We start from the raw sequence: 13987 nt of genomic DNA on the forward strand, positions 1-13987 counted from the left end.
GCACCGCTGAAAGGCTGCTGAAACGCGCAGAGGCGACCCTGCACAGATTATCGACACTGCGCAGCCGCGCCATTGCAATGACCCAATCTGCGGAATTTCACTTCGAAGGCGGCCGTCACGGCGTGCTGCTGATCCACGGCCTGACCGGGACTCCAAGCGAAATGCGCCTGCTTGGCAAGAGCCTGCAACGCCATGGTTTCAGCGTACACGGCGTACAGCTGGCCGGGCATTGCGGCGACGAGGACGATCTACTCGCTACCGGCTGGCGCGATTGGTACGCCAGCGTCGAACAGGCCGCCGCACGCATGCGTCCACAGGTGGACAGCCTGTTCGTCGCGGGGCTATCGATGGGTGCACTGCTGGCCTTGCGGCTGGCGGTCGAGCGACCGCAGTGGGTGGACGGTGTCGGCGTGCTCGGCGCCACCTTCCGCTACGACGGCTGGAACATTCCCAAGCGCGCGCGGCTAGCGTTCATATTGCCGCTGCTCAAACGCCTGGGCATCGGCAAACGCCGCATATTCTTGGAAGAACCGCCTTACGGCCTACGCGACGAACGTATTCGCGCCCAAGTCAGCAGCGCCATGCTCGGTGGCGATAGCAGTGCCGCCGGTCTGCCCGGCAATCCGTGGTATGCGCTGGCCGAACTTCATCTGCTCTCGCGCCAGGTGCGGCGCAATCTGGCCAAGGTCAAGGCACCTTGCCTGGTCGCACACGCCACCGATGACGACATCGCCCATCTACGCAACGCGCGACTGGTGATCGACAACGTCTCCGGGCCGACGGAGTTGCTGCTGCTACACGACAGCTACCACATGATCACGCTGGATCGGGAACGACGCACGCTCGGTACCCGCTTGGCACAGTTCTTCGCCGCACTGGCGGCCGCCGCACCGCGGCAGGCCGCCTGATGGCGCTGCACCCCTCCGTCGTCGGCATCTGGCTCGCGACCGTGGCGCTGGACACGACCGGACAATTGGCGTTCAAGTCTGTCGCTAGCAATCGGCAGGGCAGCGGTGTTGCGGGCTGGAGTTACATGGCGCGACAACCGCAGCTATGGCTTGGGGTCGGCTGCTACGTGCTCGAATTCCTCTGCTGGACCGCATTTCTGTCGCTGGTTCCGTTGGGTCGCGGCGTCCTGCTCGGCTCGATCAACATCGTGGCGATCATGCTGGCCGGACGCTGGCTGTTCGGCGAGCGCCTGGGACGCATGCAGGTGGCCGGGATCTGTCTGGTCAGCGCCGGGGTGGCCGTGGTCGGGTTGGGAACATGAGCCGGGCGTCGCTGCATCGCTATGCGGTGGGCTTCGCCCTGCTGCTGAGTTTCGATACGCTGGCGCAAATCGGCTTCAAACTTGGCGGCGCCCATGCGTTCCCGCCTCAGGCCGAGCTGGCCTGGTTGTTGCGCCTGATCGCCAGCCCATGGCTATACGCCGCCCTAGCCGGCTACATCGGCGCGTTCTTCACCTGGATGAAATTGCTCGAACACGCGCCAATCGGCCCAGCTTTCGCCGCCTCGCATCTGGAGGTGGTGAGCGTGATGCTGCTGTCGGCGTGGTGGTTCGATGAACATATTGGCATGCTGCAAGCACTGGGTGCGGTCCTGATCGTGGCCGGTATCGTGTGCTTAGCGATGGGCGAGCGTGCGGACACCGCCCATGCGCATTGAGGTACCACCGACCGCAGGATTGCCACTGCGCTTGCACGACCTGTGGCCGGTCCGCAGCGACACACGCCTGGCCAGCGCGCTGAGCCTGCCCGACGCGCTGCTTACATGCTCGGGAACAGCAGCCCTGATCATCGCCCTGCGCACGCTGGCGGCGGCCAGTCGACGTCGGCAAGTGGTGGTCTCCGCTTACACCTGCCCGCTGGTGGCGCTGGCAGTCGCGCACTGCGGCCTACAACTGGTACTTTGCGATCTGTTGCCCAACTCTCTCGAGCTGGACCCAGCACAACTGGCACAGCGCTGCAGCAACGACACCCTAGCAATCATCGCCACCCATCTGGGCGGACGCCTGATCGACCTTGCGCCACTCAGCCGTGCCGCAGAGACGTGCAACGCGATGCTGATCGAAGATGCCGCACAGGCACTTGGCGGCATCCATGCTGACGGCACTCCCGCTGGCATGGGCGGCGACATCGGCTTCTGCAGCCTGGCCGCAGGCAAGGGCCTTACCCTCTACGAAGGCGGCCTGCTGATGTCCCCGCATGCGTCATTGCGCCGCGCGCTGGCCGACACCGCCGCACGCCTTGGGCAGCGGGACTGGAACTGGGAGCTAAGGCGCAGCGTCGAATTACTCGGTTACGCTGCGTTGTACCGACCCTATTGGCTGCGCTGGGTGTATGGCGCGCCACTGCGTCGCGCACTGCGTCGTGACGACCGCGTGGCTGCAGCCAACGAGCGCTTCGGAACAACGATTCCACAGCACGCCGTCGGAGCATGGCGCGAAGCGGTGGGTGTGCGCGCCAGCGCCCGCTGGCCAGCATTCATGGCCCAGATACGCGAACAAGGCCGGCAACGCAGTGCACGACTGGCCACAATCCAGGGACTGCACGTAATCGCCGACTCCCCCGGCGCACAGGGCAGTTGGCCGATCCTGATGGTCCTGTTGCCCGATGCCAACGCACGCGAACGCGTGCTGGCCTCACTGTGGCCACGCGGCCTGGGCGTGACGGTGCCGTTCGCACATGCCCTACCCGACTACGACTACCTGGAGACGCTCGTCGAGCGCACCGCGATACCCAACGCCCACGATTTCGCCGCGCGCTGTCTTAGCATCAGCAACAGTCCATGGTTGGATGATGCGGGCTTCGAAACGATCGTGGCCACACTTCAGGCCGCCTGCGCCACCGCGATGCAGGCGCGCGCCACAGCCGACATGCAGACCATGTCCATCGACGTGATCGACACCTGCGGCTAAGAGCAGATGTCCATCACTGCAGACGCGCCCGACCGGCATCCCGATGCTGTTTTTCTCCTTGCCAACTGAATCTTCTACGATCACTCGCACATACGCGCTGATTTTTACGCAAGCCAGGAGCCGCCAGCATCTGCTATCGCCTGCAACAAGCGCTGGTTCAACGCATGTTGCTGTGCCTGCCAGGCCGACAGATCAGCCGGCGACAGCGATGGTTGTGCGTCCAACGCTGCCAGCCTGCGCTTCCACCACTGCGGGTAATACGCCAGCGACACCTCGCCGGTGATGTCACTGCCGCACAAGTGCCCATGCAATACCTGGATCGCAGCCAGCAAATGCGGCACACGCAGCTCGCCTTGGTCCCAGTTGGTACGCACCTCCTGAGGATCCAGTACGTCCTTGTCCAGCGATAAATAGGTCGACATTGGCGTCGCCCGCAGATGCTCGAGGAGAGCGTCCATCATCTCGGCACTACTGGAAAAACCGCGCACCGCCTGCCCCAAACCAAGCCGTCGCGCCCAACGCACGTCTACGCCAGTGCACCAGTAACGCAACTTGCCGCGATACAGCGGCAGCAGGTGATTCTCCCAGGCATGCGCAAGACCGACGTCGCTAGAGGTGATGCCGGCCACTTCGATCCGCTCCACCTGCGGCAACGCGGCAATCCGTCGCACCCACGAACCGCAATGCACCGCGAACGGAAAGCGCATATTGTCCGGGTGATTGTCGAACACCACCACCCGCAAAGGCACCGACGTACGCTGTGCCAGCCGCGCGATCAGCGGCAGACTCAGATGATGGAAATCGCCGCTACCAAGCAACACGGTGCCATGGTGCATCGGCAACGCGGCGTCGAGCACAGCGCCAAAACGGCGCAATCGCGCCAGCGAACAGGCAAAGCGCAGGCCATCACACCAATCGCGTAACGGCAGTCGCAACGCATCGGGCACCACGCCCTGCGAACCATCCAGATCCAAGACGACTGGAACGTGCATTTCATTCCTCCTGCGCTAAGCCGACGGACAACCCCACATCGTCGGCCTCGAACAACGGCCGCAGCAACCGCAGCAACGCGCGCAACAGCGGGTTGCGCAGGTATACGGCATGCCATGTGTAAGTGAAACTGGCACCGAGTTGTGCCTTCACCTCTGGATCGGTCCAGCCAGCAACGTAGGCACGTAGCCCATGGCGGCAGGCGTAGTCGAGGTTCTCCATCCAACTCAGCGCGTACAGGTTGTGTTCGTGTGAGGCCGGATAATGCAAACCAATATACTTGTCAAGCAAACGGCCATCGTGCACGTAGCACAGGTTCCAGCCAATGACGAGCCCATCGTGCCGGTACACGAACATGAGACCGCCGGAATCGGAATCGGTCAGTAAAGCATCAAAAAACTCTGCGGTAAGCAGGTCGAAATGCACCTCGCTCTGCGCGTACACCTCCTGATACAGCGCATAACACTGCGCACGCAGCGCCGGGTCGGCGAAGGCGGCACCCGTCGACAGCACCTCCACCTGCAGATCGGCGCGAGAGCGCAACTTGCGACGGATGTTGCGCCGGCGCGCACGCGACAGACGCGCCAGATATTCGTCGGTCGAGGCAAAATCGATCGGAACCCAGGCCAATGCCTGTCCGCGTAACAGTAAGTAGCCACTGCGCTGGCAGGCATCCAGGAACGCCTGCGCCCAAGCGTTGTCGGCAGCATCCAGAAGCGGGGAAGCTTGCGCGACATCCTTGACGATCAACAACGCGCGACGCCGCCCCAACTGCGCCCGCCATTGCCGTGGCAACTGTGCCGGATCGGCCGCACGCGGCAACCAGGCATATTCGGTGACGGTGCTACCGACGAAACTGGTGCGTGGCCGCAGCAGACGTTGCCACAGGCGCTGCAACGGCAGACGCGCCACCCACGCACGCAGCGTTGGGTGGGCGGTGGTGAGCAAGTCGAAGTCGGCCTCGAAGGCCGGCACACCATGATCCAGTGGGCGAGCCTGGAACCCGACCGGCGGATGTTGCAAGAAGTGCTGCAAGAGTACCGGCGGCTCGAGTTGATTGACGAAAGGCATTTGCAAGATTGATCATTTAGCGTGAAGGTGAACGTCGCGGCCAGAAGCCGCTGTGCGACATATCATTCACTGCGGAGACCCCATGACCGAGTCCATAGAGTCGCAAATTTACAGCATCGTCGCCAAACACGTCGACATCGATCTGGGCAACCTGACGCCTGATTCCAAACTGCAGGACCTGGGCGTGAAATCGCTTGAAGCAATCGAAATCCTGTTCGACATCGAAGAGCACTTCGACATCACATTCCAGGAGCGCGATCCCAACCTGGACGACGGCTCGCTCAGCAAGCTGGTGCAGGCGGTGGAAGAAGCGCTCGCGGCTAAAGCGGCTAAAGCGGCAACTTGATCACCTAAGCATGACATTTTCTACGTCTACGCAAGCGCAGCGCGTCGTCGTCACCGGCATGGGCGCGGTCAGCGCGCTCGGCATCGGCGCCCAGACGCTGTGGAACGCGACACGCGAGGGCCGCAGCGCCATTACCGAGCTGGTGTCGCCCCAACCATCCTTTCACCTGAAAATGCGCGTGGCCGCCACGCTGAAGGAGTTCGCGCCAGATGCGACCCAACTCGGAGGCATCGACCCCGACCAACTCGACCGCATGGCCAAGATGGCCTTGGTCGCCGCACAGGAAGCGATCACCCAATCCGGTTTGCATATCGATGCCGCACTCGGCCCGCGGTGCGCGGTGATCATCGGCACCGGCGCCGGCGCCGAGACCACCCGCGAGGAACAAGCACTCCGGATGTATCGCGATGGAGCCGAACGCATGCACCCGTTCTCCGTCCTGCGCAGCATGAGCAACGCGGCAGCCAGCCAGATCAGCATCGCGTTCGGCCTGCGCGGCCCGACATTTGCCGTGTCCAGCGCTTGCGCTTCGGCCAACCATGCGATCGCGCAAGCGGTGCTGATGATCCGCCATGGCTTGGCCGACGTGGCCGTCGTCGGCGGTAGCGAAGCCTGCCTAAGCGCTGCGGTAATCCGTGCCTGGGAAGCGATGCGCGTGGTCAGCCAGGACACCTGCCGGCCGTTCAGTGCGCAACGCAGCGGGATGGTACTGGGCGAAGGCGCTGGCGTGTTCGTCCTGGAAAGCGCTGCACACGCTGCCGCGCGTGGTGCCGTCGTGTTGGCGGAACTGGCCGGTATCGGCATGAGTGCCGACGCTGGCGACATCGTCGCGCCCAGTGTCGACGGTACCGCGGCGGCAATGCAACTGGCGCTGCAGGACGCTGGTCTGGCGTCGGAACAAATCGACTACGTCAACGCCCACGGCACTGGCACGAAGGCCAACGACCGCTGCGAAACCAAGGCACTGCGCCAAGTGTTCGGCGCACACGCCGAGAAGCTGGCGATCAGCTCGACCAAGGCCGTGCATGGCCATGCCCTCGGCGCTTCCGGCGCGCTGGAACTGGTGGCGACGATCAACGCGTTGCGCGAGCAAGTGGTTCCACCCACCGCCAACTTCCTCGACTCCGATCCCGAGTGCGATCTGGACTATGTGCCGGGTCAAGCACGCGCACGCACGGTACGCGCGGCACTGAGCAACTCGTTCGCCTTTGGCGGACTCAACGCGGTGCTCGCACTGCGTGCGGCGGACTGAGGCTTTCCCCGCCCACAACCGCGATGACGACGGGAGACGACGCGATCCGCACGCGTCGTCTCCCGTCCCGCTCAAACGGCCTGCTTGGCGCGGGTCAGCAACTGGTCCAGCAGCGACAGACCCAGATCGATTTCCTCGTGGCTGATATGCAGCGACGGCGCCAGGGTGATGACATTCTTGTAGTAACCACCAACGTCCAGCACCAAGCCGATGCGCTTGCCGTTATGGCGCAGCTCACCTTCCAGGCCCATATCGACCATGGTGTCGAGCAACTTGCGATTGGGAGTGAAGCCATCGGCCTGGCAAATTTCCGCACGCAGCGCCAAGCCCAGACCATCCACATCGCCGATTTCCGGATGACGCCGCTGCAAGTCGCGTAAGCCGTCGAGGAAATGCGCGCCCTTGGCCATCACCATCGCCTCGTAGTCGGTCTCGGCCAACATGCGCATGGTCTCGAGACCAACCGCAGTGCCCAGTGGGTTGGAGGCGAAGGTGGAGTGGGTCGAACCCGGCGGGAACACAGTCGGGTTGATCAATTCCTCGCGCGCCCAGATGCCGGCCAGCGGATTGAGGCCGTTGGTCAGTGCCTTGCCGAACACCAGCACATCCGGGGTCACGCCGAAATGCTCGATCGCCCACAGCTTGCCCGTGCGGAAGAACCCCATCTGGATTTCGTCCACGACCATCAAGATGCCGTACTGATCCAGCACCTTCTTCAAGCCGGTGAAGAAATTCGGCGGTGGAATCACATAACCGCCGGTGCCCTGAATCGGCTCGACGTAGAACGCCGCGTACTCGCACTGGCCGGCCTTGGGATCCCACACGCCGTTGTATTCGGTTTCGAACAGGCGCGCGAACCTGGCGACGCACTGCTCGCCGTATTCCTCCTTGGACATGCCCTTGGGGCCACGGAAGTGGTAAGGGAATTCGATGAACTGAGCGCGGTCGAAATGACCGAAACGACGACGGTAACGATACGAAGATGTGATCGCCGAGGCACCCAGCGTACGACCGTGGTAGCCACCTTCGAATGCGAACACCAGGCTCTTGCCAGCGCTGGCGTTGCGCACCAGCTTCAGCGAATCCTCCACCGACTGCGCGCCGCCCACGTTGAAGTGAACACGGCCCTTGCGGCCCCACTTGCGCTCGGCATCCTGAGCGATGGTCTTGGCCAGTTCGATCTTGGTCGGGTGCAGGTACTGGCTGGCGACCTGCGGCAAGCTATCGATCTGTCGCTTCAGCGCATCGTTCAAACGCGGATTGGCGTAACCGAAATTGACCGCCGAATACCACATCTGCAGGTCCAGATAAGGGACATCCTCGGTGTCGTACAGATAGCTACCGGCGCAGCGTTCGAAGATGCGCGGCGGCTCGCTGTAATGGACGGTGTCGCCATAGGAACAATACAGAGCTTCGTCGGCTAGCATCTGCGCATCGTCGAGCCCGCGTGGGTGATCAGCGCCAACGTGCGGCGCAAGCGGCGTGGAAAGCGAAACGTTCCGGTTCATCAGGATCAGGCTCGTTGGGTAACAGGAAGAGGAAAGGACTGCGTGGACGCGGCAGGCTCGACGAGTGCAGGCAGCAACGCGATGGCGTCATCGAAACCGGCAATGGCGCAATGGGCGATGCCGTTGGCGCGGCAGTGGCGCAGCAAACCATCTTTGGCGAACACCAAGTCGGCCTTGCCGGCCAGGCAAAAATCGGAGCGGCCGTCGCCGATCAGCAAGGTCGGGCGTGCCGGCGTCTGCTGCGCCATCACCGCACACTTGCAGGTGCCGCTGGGGCAATCCGGCCGCGCATGCGGCGAGGCCATCCGCCACTGCCCGGCGTCGGTGCGCAACAGACGGTTGGCGATGATCGGCAAGTGATGCAGGCCGTGCCTGGCCAGGATCCGCGCGATCGGGTAGTCCAAGCCATCGCTGACGATGCTCAACGGCATGCCCAGGCGCTCGGCGAGATGGACGAAGCGCACGAAAGCCGGATCGATGCGTACCGCGTCGAGCACCCGATGCAGTGCCTCCACATCGCCGCCGATCAACGCGACCTGTCCAGTCATGCACTCGCGGGCACCGATCCGCCCGGCCACCCAATCGTCTTCCAGCGCGCGCCACCCAGGGCGCCCGAGATGCTCGAGCAGGCTATCGGTCACGTCCTGCAAGGACACGGTGCCGTCAAAATCGCAAAGAATGTTCCACTGGACGTGCAAATCGACTCTCCTGCTAGTGGATGGAGAGCCTAGAGCGACAGTCTTTCACAGTCCTTTCGCAAGAATGGAAGTACGTGGAGAAAACTGAACCGCCCCGGTTTACCGTCACGCCCCCCAAGCACACATGTCCGCTAGTGCGGCCGGCGAAGCAGACGGCACCAGCCACTGGCATCATCGCAGCGCCCAGCCACAAATAACGGACCAAGCGCCGGATCTACCCGAACGGAGAAACGGCAAGAACCGATGCGTTCGAACAAATCGAGATGCTCGACAACCTAGTTCGCCGGCATTGTTCCTCTGGCGACTTGTCACCTGCAGAGTTTGAACGACGTGTGCGCACGCGATTAACGCAGAGCCACCTGAAGACGAAGACCGGCAACTGACAGCGTTCGAAGAGGCCGCGGCAACCACGGAAGATGAACAGAAGCCGTCCCTGCAGACACAGGAGCGGCCTCCAAATTGGTGCGAGGCCGGCAACGAAAACATTTTATTTTCAAGGCTTCTGCGCGGAAATAGTAAAAAATGCCCCCAATGTTGCCCCCAGGTGGATGGCGCTGGCGCATTCACGCACCAGCCCATCGCCATGATTCTGGCTTAGGTTCGCCAGCGCTCTGGCCTTCCCCTCCGGGGTCCGTTAGCCTGTGCTGCGTCCTCCATGAAAACGGCATCGACTTTACCCGACTCGGATCGTGCCTAGCATGACTAGCCATCGCGGTAGTGCATAGCACCACAGATCGTGGGGGCAGAAGGTACTTGCTTACTCTGGCGATGCGTCAGCGCACCTGAGTCATAAGCACACTCGATTACGGCGAACTCCGGGCATTTTTTATGTCCAAAATAATCAAATCCGAATCCCTCGCGCGCGCGATGGCGGCGGATTGTAGGCCAAGGCTCGATCTTGTCGGCACGGCGCAACCGATAGGTAGCCGCACGAGGTCTGGGCCCACTGTTCCTGGCTGCTGATCGAGCGACGTCCCTCCGGATTTTGAATGGCGACCTTAGTACGCCCAAACCGTGTCGGCTGATTGGCCGGCAGCGTCAGCATGGCGGTGGGCACGTTGATCCAGTGCTGGGAGCGCGTGCGGCATCACCAGATGGCCGTGCGTTTGACAGCCCCGGCACAATGCCGTATCCAATAAGCCAACAGTTTGCACATCGGCATCACCTGCCCATAAGGACCATGGCTTGAGCAGGCACCCCACCCCCGAATCAGCTTCAGGACGCCCCCAGCCCCCGTCGGCTGTGGGCGCATGTATGTGTGGGCAATCTACGTGCCTGACGCATCCATTGCGCCAGGCATCTGCCACGCGCGCTGCATTTGGTTCGGGTCGGGCAACGCCTTACTGGTATCGCCCCTGTCCAACTGATCTCCCCATTCACTAGATTTCGTTTACCACTCTCAATAAAGGCGCAAGGCCATGAGCATGTTCGATGGATCGATGAACTGGTTACACCCCTTGGCGGACACCAGCCTGGGGGATTACGTCTTCTTCCGGCTGATCAACAACTACCTCAGTAACCAGATCGACACCTTCGGCATGGACGTGATGGCCCGCGCCATGCAATGGGTGAGCGTCATCGCGCTAACCGCCACCACCTTCTGGGTGCTGTTGCTGGGCTATCGGATCGCCAGCGGACAATTACGCGAATCGGCCATGGCGACCATGATCAAGGCCGGCAAGGTGTCGGTGATCCTGGGCATCGACGTACTCCCGCCCTGAGCATCAGTAGGATTTAAGTGAATTGCCCCCCTGAAGTTGGACGAACTTCAAGGGGGCAACTCAGATGGAACTCTCATATAAAAAACGGCCCGCAGACTATAGGTAAGTCCCACTGCGAATGGAATACCAAGATTCATATGGCTGCCGCAAATGCTCGAACAGCCATCACGTTTCCAGTTCAAAATGCAGACCGTGCGCATAGAGGTACGAGAGGAGGTCGCTGCCATCACGCAACCCGAGCTTGGCCAATCCGCTGTACTTGTGTGTCATCACAGTGCTGTAACTGCGCCCGGTGCGCTCTCCAATCTCCGCAGCCTTCTCGCCACGACTGAACGCGAGCAGGATCGATTTTTCGGCGTCCGTCAACGACGTCCAAGGATGCGCCTTGATACTGTCCAGATCGATGCGGCTGTCCAGATAGCGACAGCCCGAGCCAACCGCCTCGATGGCATGCGCGAGTTCCGTTGCAGCACTCGTCTTTGCCACATACCCCAAAGCGCCGACTTGGAACACCGCATTCGCTAGAAATGCGCTTTCCTCTGCGGTGTAGACAAGCACCTGTGCTGTCGGATCTGCCGCCATTACCGCATGCACCAAACGCGCCCGCTTGAGCTTGCCGGGCATCACCAGGTCAAGCACCACCAGCAGGGTCTCATCGCCGGGATGATTCGCGCAGGCATCCAGCAACACCGCACTCTCATGGAAGATGATGCAGTGCGAGTCCGGCACGGCAAAGACCGTGGAAAGCAGTTGCAAAACAGCGAATGTCGTCGACGGATGATCGTCGGCGATGAAATACTTCCGGGGCCTCGCATCCGCGTGGCCCGTTCCCTTGTGGCCGGCAGGCCCACCGTTGGTCGCCCAGTCCATCACTGCATGTTCCATCGCTCAACCAACATTCCCATCCGCGCCGGCCTGCGGCAGTCTTGCTGCTGCGCACTGCACGTCCCATTTCACTTACTTTGCATAGATCGCATGTAGGAATCGAACGGCTCCATCTCCATGACCTCTCGCCTCTGATCCAGCGATGCTTTGTCCTGGATCGGATACGGTTCGACCTTTCCACCATTCTCGCTGAACTGGGAGCCGTAGATCTGGTCCTTTCCTTGGTACATGCGCAGCCGATCGATCATCAGCGCGTAGTCATGGCGCACCATCTCGCCACGGAGCATCAGCGGGCGTGCCTGTGCGAGTGCGTCGCGGATCAACTCGGGGCTGTGGGAGTGCTGCACAAGGATGAAGAACTCCATGACGCCCTTGCGACCGACCATCTGCGCGTCAGGGAAGCCATGCTCCTTGAGCACCTGTGCCACAAACACCGCGTTTTTGGCGTCGTCCGCATCAGCGGCCTTCGCTTCCTCGGAGTCTGCGCCTGCTCCCGCCTGATCCCACACCTCTCTCAACTGCTGGTCTCTCGCGTACCGCTCATCCAGAGAACGCCTAAGATCGGCATGCGTGATGGGTGGCAGTCGCTGGCACAAGGCGGTCGCACCGATCACCTGATCGTAGGGTATTCCGACAGCGATCAGGTCGTTGGCGGCACGAAGGTCCAGCGCAATCGGAGCCAGTCCCAAATTATCGCGATCCTGGTTCACGGTCATCGCGTTCAAACCCTGCGGCAATTTGAGCACTCCGTCCTTGAGTTCAGGAAACGCACCAAAAGTCTGCTTTTTGCCGCGCGAAAGCGACACGCGGTCGACCAGCGCGGCGTAACCCCTTGGATCGACGTCATCCCCCACACGCTCGTACAGCGCGTCCATGAGCATTCGCTGTAACTTCCTGTCGCCACGCAAAGCGAGGACAATGGGGCCGAGGGCATTGACCCCTTCGCATCCGACTTGGCCTTCGGTCGGTACTCCACCATCCAGCACCTTTGCCACTTCGCGCAGCTCTTCTGGCTTGAGAGGCCCACCGCTCGCCTTGGCTTGGAAGGCCAGAAGTTTGTCCCGCACATCCGGCTGAGCGATCCCTGTAGCGTGCGCGGACGCCACCAAGACGCCGAGAAACAAACAGATCCAAACCCTTGTGAGTCTACGCATCGCGGCTTCACTCTAGGTACTTATCAAGATGTTTCGTATCGACTGTTCCGAACGCGGCAAGCTGCCGGGCCAGCTGCTTGTACCGGCTGGAGTCGCAGATACGCTGCAACACCAAACTGTTGAAGTCAATGGCTCCGGGCTGCGGTTGGCCTGGCACCAGACCGATGACAAATTCGCAGAATCCAGCCAATGCCCTCATCTCAGGTAGGTAGTCTTCAATCCAGAGAAATTGCCCTTGCTGATTCACTTCGACAAAAACGAAATCGCCTGAGCGATCCACGATGAAGTCAAAACACCCCATGCTCAGTGACATCTCATCCAAAAGAGCGACACATTTATCATGGATTGCTGCGGGTAGCTTGGTTGGACTCAAGACACCCTGCAAGTTGTCAATGGCGCGCCAGTCGATAGCGCCGGCATCTGTCGATTGAGAGTCGATGCGAACCGAATACTCCCGCCCCCCAAAGAAGGTAGAGCGCACCTCGTACTCCTTTCTAACGTGGGACTGGTAGATGGCCGGGACGGCGCGAACGACGTCCATGTCGATCAGATCTCCAACGACGATCTCCGATGTGTAGTTCTCCAGCACACGGCCTTTCTCGAACCATGTCATGGACCCGAAGGTCTTGAAGACAGTCCCCTGGCCCCTTGCCTTGCAAGCCTCGATGAACTGCACGATCTCATCGGGATCATTGCTGATCAACGTAGGGGGAATCTTGAAGCCCAAGCCATAGGCGTGCTGCAGTTGCTGAATTTTGCTTTCGCCATTCAAGCGAGAGGCCGGCGAATGAATCCATCGGGCCGAGACCGACAATGGTGACCAGAAGAACCCGAAAAATGCAGCGTTGTCCGCAGCGGCAAACTTTCGGTCATCGGCATGCATCCATTCTGGCAACGCGATGCTGCCGATGCGACGCAGCCAAACCAAGTCGAAGTCCGATGGCCCATAGTTCCTACCACACACGCTCCACCTGATCTCGCGCTCTCCAAGCGCAATGCTGCCTACGCTCTCGCCAGCCAGTTTGGGTTCACTCCAAATGACACAGTTGTGCCCACACATCTCCATCGCCGCCGCAACAGCCAGCGCATGAGAGTCATCTGCGTAAGAAACGATGAGGAGGTTGATGCCGCTTTCTTTGCTCATATCCATGTGCCAGTGCTGGGACAGGGAGGGCCCAGCGAACTGGACCCTCCGACAATCATGCTTTAGCGACGCATCAGTAATCGCAAAGCGTTTCGCCCGTGCCACCGCCACCGGTACCCGTGGTGACCTTGGTGCGGTTTTTCTTCGGGCAGTGGCCACCATCGTCGTCATCGCCACCGGAGACCTGCGAGATCTCCTCGTTGCTCAGTTCGCGCGCATGCACATAGCCCATCACCCGCTTGTTGTTGTCGTTCTGCATTTTTCTGCTCCTTATGAAAAAACACATGATTGGCAGCGAAGG

Annotated in this window: 14 protein-coding genes and 3 pseudogenes; 9 read left to right on the forward strand and 8 right to left on the reverse strand. The window is 61.2% G+C overall.

Annotation, left to right across the window (positions count from 1 at the left end; genetic code table 11):
* The first annotated feature begins 77 nt into the window (after window positions 1-77).
* The 4 genes from XaFJ1_RS08555 to XaFJ1_RS08570 are packed head-to-tail and all read left to right on the forward strand — an operon-like array spanning window position 78 to window position 2917.
* Complete coding sequence (locus XaFJ1_RS08555; protein ID WP_012916270.1) at window positions 78-908, forward strand: alpha/beta hydrolase; 831 nt, start codon at window positions 78-80, stop codon at window positions 906-908.
* Window positions 908-1270 carry an EamA family transporter gene (locus XaFJ1_RS08560; protein ID WP_012916271.1) on the forward strand — a complete coding sequence of 121 codons (363 nt, stop codon included), beginning with the start codon at window positions 908-910 and terminating at the stop codon, window positions 1268-1270. Before XaFJ1_RS08555 ends, XaFJ1_RS08560 begins: the two co-directional genes overlap by 1 nt.
* Window positions 1267-1665: a DMT family transporter gene (locus XaFJ1_RS08565; protein WP_012916272.1), complete on the forward strand. Its 399-nt coding sequence runs from the start codon at window positions 1267-1269 to the stop codon at window positions 1663-1665. Before XaFJ1_RS08560 ends, XaFJ1_RS08565 begins: the two co-directional genes overlap by 4 nt.
* Window positions 1655-2917 (forward strand): DegT/DnrJ/EryC1/StrS family aminotransferase, encoded by a 1263-nt coding sequence (locus tag XaFJ1_RS08570; protein WP_012916273.1) that lies wholly within the window; start codon window positions 1655-1657, stop codon window positions 2915-2917. Before XaFJ1_RS08565 ends, XaFJ1_RS08570 begins: the two co-directional genes overlap by 11 nt.
* Before the next feature lie 104 nt (window positions 2918-3021).
* Here XaFJ1_RS08570 and XaFJ1_RS08575 read toward each other — a convergent pair whose 3' ends face one another.
* Together XaFJ1_RS08575 and XaFJ1_RS08580 are read right to left on the reverse strand one after the other, a co-directional pair.
* Window positions 3022-3909, reverse strand: a complete 888-nt coding sequence (locus tag XaFJ1_RS08575) for an arginase family protein (RefSeq protein WP_012916274.1) — start codon at window positions 3907-3909, stop codon at window positions 3022-3024.
* A 1-nt stretch (window position 3910) separates the two neighbouring features.
* Entirely contained in the window at window positions 3911-4978 is a 1068-nt protein-coding gene (locus XaFJ1_RS08580; RefSeq protein ID WP_045756890.1) for a GNAT family N-acetyltransferase, read from the reverse strand.
* Window positions 4979-5060: 82 nt separating this feature from the next.
* Between XaFJ1_RS08580 and XaFJ1_RS08585 the strand changes: the two genes are divergently transcribed.
* Both XaFJ1_RS08585 and XaFJ1_RS08590 read left to right on the forward strand, forming a co-directional pair.
* Window positions 5061-5324: an acyl carrier protein gene (locus XaFJ1_RS08585; protein WP_012916276.1), complete on the forward strand. Its 264-nt coding sequence runs from the start codon at window positions 5061-5063 to the stop codon at window positions 5322-5324.
* 10 nt (window positions 5325-5334) lie between these two features.
* Window positions 5335-6576 carry a beta-ketoacyl-[acyl-carrier-protein] synthase family protein gene (locus XaFJ1_RS08590; RefSeq protein ID WP_012916277.1) on the forward strand — a complete coding sequence of 414 codons (1242 nt, stop codon included), beginning with the start codon at window positions 5335-5337 and terminating at the stop codon, window positions 6574-6576.
* 71 nt (window positions 6577-6647) lie between these two features.
* Here the strand turns inward: XaFJ1_RS08590 and XaFJ1_RS08595 are convergent, their stop codons facing one another.
* Both XaFJ1_RS08595 and XaFJ1_RS08600 read right to left on the reverse strand, forming a co-directional pair.
* Window positions 6648-8003 (reverse strand): aspartate aminotransferase family protein, encoded by a 1356-nt coding sequence (locus XaFJ1_RS08595; RefSeq protein ID WP_045757293.1) that lies wholly within the window; start codon window positions 8001-8003, stop codon window positions 6648-6650.
* A gap of 86 nt (window positions 8004-8089) precedes the next feature.
* On the reverse strand, window positions 8090-8782 hold the full coding sequence (locus XaFJ1_RS08600; protein WP_012916279.1) for an MtnX-like HAD-IB family phosphatase: 693 nt from the start codon (window positions 8780-8782) through the stop codon (window positions 8090-8092).
* Between the two features lie 197 nt (window positions 8783-8979).
* On the opposite strand from XaFJ1_RS08600, the pseudogene XaFJ1_RS16145 reads away from it, so the two are divergent.
* The 3 pseudogenes from XaFJ1_RS16145 to XaFJ1_RS16150 all read left to right on the forward strand — a co-directional run.
* A pseudogene (locus XaFJ1_RS16145) lies at window positions 8980-9165 on the forward strand (hypothetical protein); the annotation flags it as partial.
* Window positions 9166-10200: 1035 nt separating this feature from the next.
* A pseudogene (locus XaFJ1_RS08605) lies at window positions 10201-10485 on the forward strand (type IV secretion system protein); the annotation flags it as partial.
* 98 nt (window positions 10486-10583) lie between these two features.
* Window positions 10584-10709 (forward strand): annotated as a pseudogene (locus tag XaFJ1_RS16150) (IS5-like element ISCARN85 family transposase); the annotation flags it as partial.
* Here the strand turns inward: XaFJ1_RS16150 and XaFJ1_RS08610 are convergent.
* The 4 genes from XaFJ1_RS08610 to XaFJ1_RS08625 all read right to left on the reverse strand — a co-directional run bounded on the left by XaFJ1_RS08610 (window position 10669) and on the right by XaFJ1_RS08625 (window position 13945).
* The gene (locus tag XaFJ1_RS08610) at window positions 10669-11373 is read right to left on the reverse strand and encodes a response regulator transcription factor (protein WP_080931590.1); all 705 of its coding nucleotides are present in this window, start codon (window positions 11371-11373) and stop codon (window positions 10669-10671) included. The pseudogene XaFJ1_RS16150 and the gene XaFJ1_RS08610 sit on opposite strands and share 41 nt — an antisense overlap.
* A gap of 83 nt (window positions 11374-11456) precedes the next feature.
* Window positions 11457-12542, reverse strand: a complete 1086-nt coding sequence (locus XaFJ1_RS08615) for a DUF6624 domain-containing protein (RefSeq protein WP_045762302.1) — start codon at window positions 12540-12542, stop codon at window positions 11457-11459.
* 7 nt (window positions 12543-12549) lie between these two features.
* Entirely contained in the window at window positions 12550-13692 is a 1143-nt protein-coding gene (locus tag XaFJ1_RS08620) for an MvdC/MvdD family ATP grasp protein (protein ID WP_045756891.1), read from the reverse strand.
* A gap of 67 nt (window positions 13693-13759) precedes the next feature.
* Window positions 13760-13945, reverse strand: a complete 186-nt coding sequence (locus tag XaFJ1_RS08625; protein WP_012916284.1) for a hypothetical protein — start codon at window positions 13943-13945, stop codon at window positions 13760-13762.
* Window positions 13946-13987 lie beyond the last annotated feature (42 nt).

It is taken from the genome of Xanthomonas albilineans (assembly GCF_009931595.1).
In the GTDB taxonomy this organism is placed as follows: domain Bacteria; phylum Pseudomonadota; class Gammaproteobacteria; order Xanthomonadales; family Xanthomonadaceae; genus Xanthomonas_A; species Xanthomonas_A albilineans.